Origin of the sequence: Protofrankia sp. CiP1_Cm_nod2 (genome assembly GCF_920664355.1) — a bacterium.
Taxonomy (GTDB): Bacteria; Actinomycetota; Actinomycetes; order Frankiales; family Frankiaceae; genus Protofrankia.
Genome location: NZ_CAKKTL010000331.1, coordinates 1 through 4,543, shown reverse-complemented (window position 1 = coordinate 4,543; position 4,543 = coordinate 1). Strand labels below are relative to the sequence as shown.

Sequence of the window (4,543 nt, the reverse complement as noted above, 5' to 3'; positions counted from 1 at the left end):
GGCCTGCCAGGCCCCTCGTACGTCCACGTCACCGGAGTCCTCCGCGCCCCCCACCTCGTCCATAGCGCAGCAGGCTGCCAGGGCCTACCTGGCGGCGCGTCCGTCGCATGACGCGTCCGCCGCCCCGGCCGGCCAGCCGGCTCAGCCGTCGGCGCCCGCGGAGGGGCCGACGCAGCAGGCAGCGCCCGCGCAGGCCCTGGTCGCTCCGTTGGTGGCGAACCCGGCCCGCCCGCCGCTCGCGTCCGCCCCCGCCAGCCGGCCGCCGGGACTCGACGACAGCTGGCGCCTGGTGTTCGGCGACGAGTTCAACGCATCCGTGCTGGACCCCGCCAAGTGGGTCACCAACGTCTGGCAGGGCGCCCAGTGCGGGGCCAACTCCGGCAACCACGGGTCGCAGAACTGCTACTCGCCGTCCGCGGTGACGCAGAGCGATGGCAATGCGCACCTGACCGCCAGCCAGACCCCCTACAACTTCAACGGCAGGATATTCCCGTACACCAGCGGCATCATCAACAGCGACCAGCAGTACTTCTTCACCTACGGTTATGTGGACGTCCGCGCCAGGCTGCCGAAGGGCAAGGGGTTCTGGCCCGCGATCTGGCTGTACAACCCGGCCTACACACTCGATGAGATCGACATCATGGAATTCATCGGTGAGGACCAGACAACCATCTTCCAGACGCTGCACACCAAGCACGGCGGTGAGAACCAGTTCAAGACCAGGCATGCGGACTGGAGCGCCGACTATCACAACTTCGCCGCCAGGTGGGAGCCGGGTGCGCTGACCTTCTACATCGACGGCGTGCAGACCGGCCGCCTGACAAACCTGGTTCCTTCGGAGAAGATGTACCTGATGGTGAACCTGGACGTGGGCGGCCCCTCCAGCTGGGGTGGTGCGCCCAACAGCGCCACCCGGTTCCCCAGCAGCGTCGACATCGACTACGTCCACATCTACCAGCAGGCCCCGTAACCGCCGACAGGGCCGCGGCGCCACCGGGGCCGGTATGGGCCCGCCGGATCGGCCGCGTCACCGCGACCGGTCGATCCGCGCCGGTCACAGGGCGGTGACGCAGCCGGCGGACTCGGCCGGCCGATCCGGCGGCCTGCCCTCCCTTCCGATTTCCTGTCACTTCTGATTTCCTGTCACCTTGGATTTCTCAGCAGGCGGGCGTGCCGAAAACCTGGGCCCAGTAGATGCCGTAATCACCGCCGCGCGCGCAGCCGACGCCGATCTGGGTGAAATCCCCGTTGAGTATGTTCCGGCGGTGCCCGGGGCTGTTCATCCAGCCGGTCATCACCTCCGCCGGGCTGTTCTGGCCGGCCGCCACGTTCTCGCCCAGCATCCGGTAGCGGTAACCGGCCGCGGCCGCACGGTCGGTCATTGTCCGGCCGTCCAGGCTGACATGGTCCATGTAGCTGTTCGCCGCCATGTCCTCGCTGTGCCGCTGCGCCGCCAGGGCCAGGCAGGCGTCCGCGGTGAGCGGGCGCTGGCCCGCCCTGCCGCGTTCGGCGTTCACCAGTGCCACGACCTGCGGGACCATGCCCCCGCTGATGTCCCCACCGGCGGCGGGTGAGGCGGCCGGCCGTGCCGGTGCAGGCGGCGGGATCACCGGTGGGCCCGCCGGCGCGGCACCGTCGTCGTCGACCTGGACGCCGAAGTCGCGGACCAGCCCGGCGAGGCCGTCGGAATAGCCCTGACCGAGCGCCCGGATCTTCCACCCGGCCTCACGCTGGTAGATCTCCGCGAGCAGCAGAACGGTCTCCTGCCGTGGCCGCGGCGGGGCGAAGCGCGCGACGGGGGCGCCGCCCCGGCCACGGACGTCCAGGACCGGCAGCGGCAGCTGTCCGAGCGTCACGCCGGTGTCGGCCGGGCTCACGGCGATGACCACCCTGGTTGCCGCGGGACGCAGCCGGGCCGGGTCGATGCTGGCGCCGTCGCCGGCCAGCCGGGCCCCGGGCGCGGACGGCTGGTTGTAGAAGACGAAGTCGCCGTCCCCGGCGACCTTCCCGTTACCACTGGTGATAAGAAGCGACAGGTCGAACGGCCCGGCCACGTGAACGGACAGGGTGCCATCCGGCAACGGCCGGTTGGCACCGGCGACCAGCTCAATCATGATCACTCCGAGTAGGTGGCTGTCGTCATCCGTGACCGGTGAATCTCAGCGAGTGAATCACGGCGGCCGGAAACCGGGCCGTCGGTCCGCCAGCATGCCTTCGATTTCTCTTATAAAGACGAATAAGTATCACGTATTGTCCCGGGCTGCGACCAAAGAATTCCCTTGATTCGGACAAAAGCGTCCGACAAGTCACATTCTGGCCGCGGCCAGGGGTGTTAGTGTCCCTGGCATGGCCGAGACGGTGTCCGCCCCTCGCGGATCCTCATCCATTCCAGATACACATCCCGCTCCAGATACACATCCCACCGCCGGCGGCAGGCCGCCGGAAACCCCGGAACCGGCGTCGGCGGTCTGTACGCCGGCAGCCCCGTCCGCTCCGGCCGCCCCGGTACGGGCAGCGGCGACACAGGCAGCACATCCCGAACCGGCGCCCACGGGCCGTGCGCCGGCGCCGATTGCCAGCACCTCGATCGGACGCTCCGTCCGGCTCTTCCGCGCCGCCCGACGCGAGCCGGTCGAGCCGGCCGGCTTCTACTCGCTGCTGGCCGCCGACTCCGTGTACCAGCTCAGCCACTTCACCACGCTGGCCGGCTCGCTCGTCCTGGACGTCGGCGGCGGCCCCGGCTACTTCCGCACCGCCTTCCGGCAGGCCGGCGCCCACTACCTCTGGGTCGAGCCGGACATCTCCGAGCTGAGCGCCGGTGGCATCGTGGAGCCGGGGCGGGTGCTCGGCAGCGCGTTGGACATGCCGTTCGCCACCGCCTCGGTGGACATCTGCTACTCGTCGAACGTCCTGGAGCACGTGCCGGACCCGTGGCGGATGTGCGAGGAGATGGTGCGGGTCACCCGGCCCGGCGGGGTGATCTTCCTGAGCTTCACCAACTGGCTCTCGCCCTGGGGCGGGCACGAGACCGCGCCCTGGCACTACCTCGGCGGCCACCGCGCGGCCCGGCGCTACGAGCGCCGCACCGGGACCCCACCGAAGAACCGCTACGGCAGCAGCCTGTTCCCGGTGGCGGTGGCCGATGCCCTGGAGTGGGCCTTACAACCATCACGGGATCGACGTCGTAACCGCCATGCCGCGCTACCTGCCGGCCTGGACCAGGCCGATCCTGCGGGTCCCGGGCCTGCGGGAGGTCGCCACCTGGAACCTGGCCATGGTCTTCCGCCGGCGCTGACCGGCCGACGGCGCCGCGGCCGTGTCCGCGGACGACTGACGGCCCGGGCACCGGCGCTACCCGGCGGCTCACGCCCGGCGGCAACCACTACCGGACCGGGCCGTCGGTGGCCCGGGCACCCGGGCCACCGGCCGACCAGCCGTCACGAGCGAGACGCCCCTGCCCTTTTCGTGCCGGGCGCCACTTCCACGCCTGGCACGAACCAGGGAAAGTAAACAAGGGAAAGTAGCCACGAAAACAGCTGCGACAGTGCGCGGCGACAAGAGCCTGCCGAAAAGGGCCCGGCGAAGAAGACCGAAGAGCGCCGGACCCGGGCCCGGCGGGCCGCGTTCACCCGCCAGCGGCCGGTGACCGTCCCGGCGGAGTCCAGCTGATTGCCGCCCCTGGCTGATTGCCGCTTCTGGCTGATTGCCGCTTCTGGCTGATTGCCGCTTCTGGCTGATTGCCGCCCCTGACCGGCACGGTTCCGCGACAGGCTCGACAGCCGGCCGGCCGTCCCCTCGCTTTCACGATTCGACAGTGTTCGGTCACGCGATTTCAGGACACATCCGTGTTGCTCGGCCGGCGTTTTCGGGGGGCCGGGGCCGCCGGCCGGACCAGCCATGATCCGACCCGGCCGTGGTCAGATCAGCCGGAGCTGGCGTCCCTGGTCCGGGCGGGCCCGGCGGGGCCGTAGCGGGCCGGAACGGCGCTCGAGCAGCGGCGCGCCCAGGCCATCCAGGAAAGGCGACGGCCGCACCTCGGACACCTGCCGGCCACGGCGGGCCGCGTGGGTGAGCACAAGCTGCTCCCGGGCCCGGGTCATGCCCACGAACAGCAGCCGCCGCTCCTCCTCGTCACTGTCGTCGCTGTCACTCCTGGTGAGTCCGCCGGCCCCGCTCGTACCGGCGACCACGCCGGACGGGGACGTGCCCGCCCAGCGCAGCGGCAGCAGGCCGTCCTCGCAGCCGATGATGACGACGAACCCGAACTCCAGCCCCTTGGCGGCGTGCAGCGTCAGCAGGGAGATCCGGTCCGCCCGGGGGTCGAAGGTGTCGACCTCCGCACCGAGCGCGATCTCCGAGCGGAAACGCTCCAGGTCGTCGCCGCACTCGGTGGCCAGCGGGGTCAGGACGTCCAGCGCGTACCGGACCTCGGCCTCGCTCGGCGGTCCGGCCGGAGGCTGCGGCGCGGACCCGCCCGGCGGCACCGGCCCGCCCCGGGTGCCCGGCGCTGTCCCGGACGGGCTGCCGGAGGATGCCGCCGTGC

The 4,543-nt window shown here is 71.1% G+C and carries 3 protein-coding genes and 1 pseudogene; 2 read left to right on the top strand and 2 right to left on the bottom strand.

Annotated features, from left to right (window positions below; translation table 11 throughout):
* On the top strand, positions 1 to 970 hold a 970-nt coding region (locus tag NBW84_RS22775; protein WP_250287283.1), incomplete at its 5' end, for a family 16 glycosylhydrolase.
* Between the two features lie 187 nt (positions 971 to 1,157).
* Here the strand turns inward: NBW84_RS22775 and NBW84_RS22770 are convergent.
* A complete protein-coding gene (locus NBW84_RS22770; RefSeq protein ID WP_250287280.1) occupies positions 1,158 to 2,114 on the bottom strand; it encodes a CAP domain-containing protein in 957 nt (318 codons plus the stop codon).
* A gap of 457 nt (positions 2,115 to 2,571) precedes the next feature.
* On the opposite strand from NBW84_RS22770, the pseudogene NBW84_RS22765 reads away from it, so the two are divergent.
* Positions 2,572 to 3,295: pseudogene (locus tag NBW84_RS22765) on the top strand (class I SAM-dependent methyltransferase).
* Positions 3,296 to 3,917: 622 nt separating this feature from the next.
* On the opposite strand, the gene NBW84_RS22760 reads toward NBW84_RS22765, so the two are convergent.
* Positions 3,918 to 4,543, bottom strand: a 626-nt coding sequence (locus NBW84_RS22760; RefSeq protein WP_445548825.1) for a 3'-5' exonuclease, incomplete at its 5' end; no start/stop codon positions are given.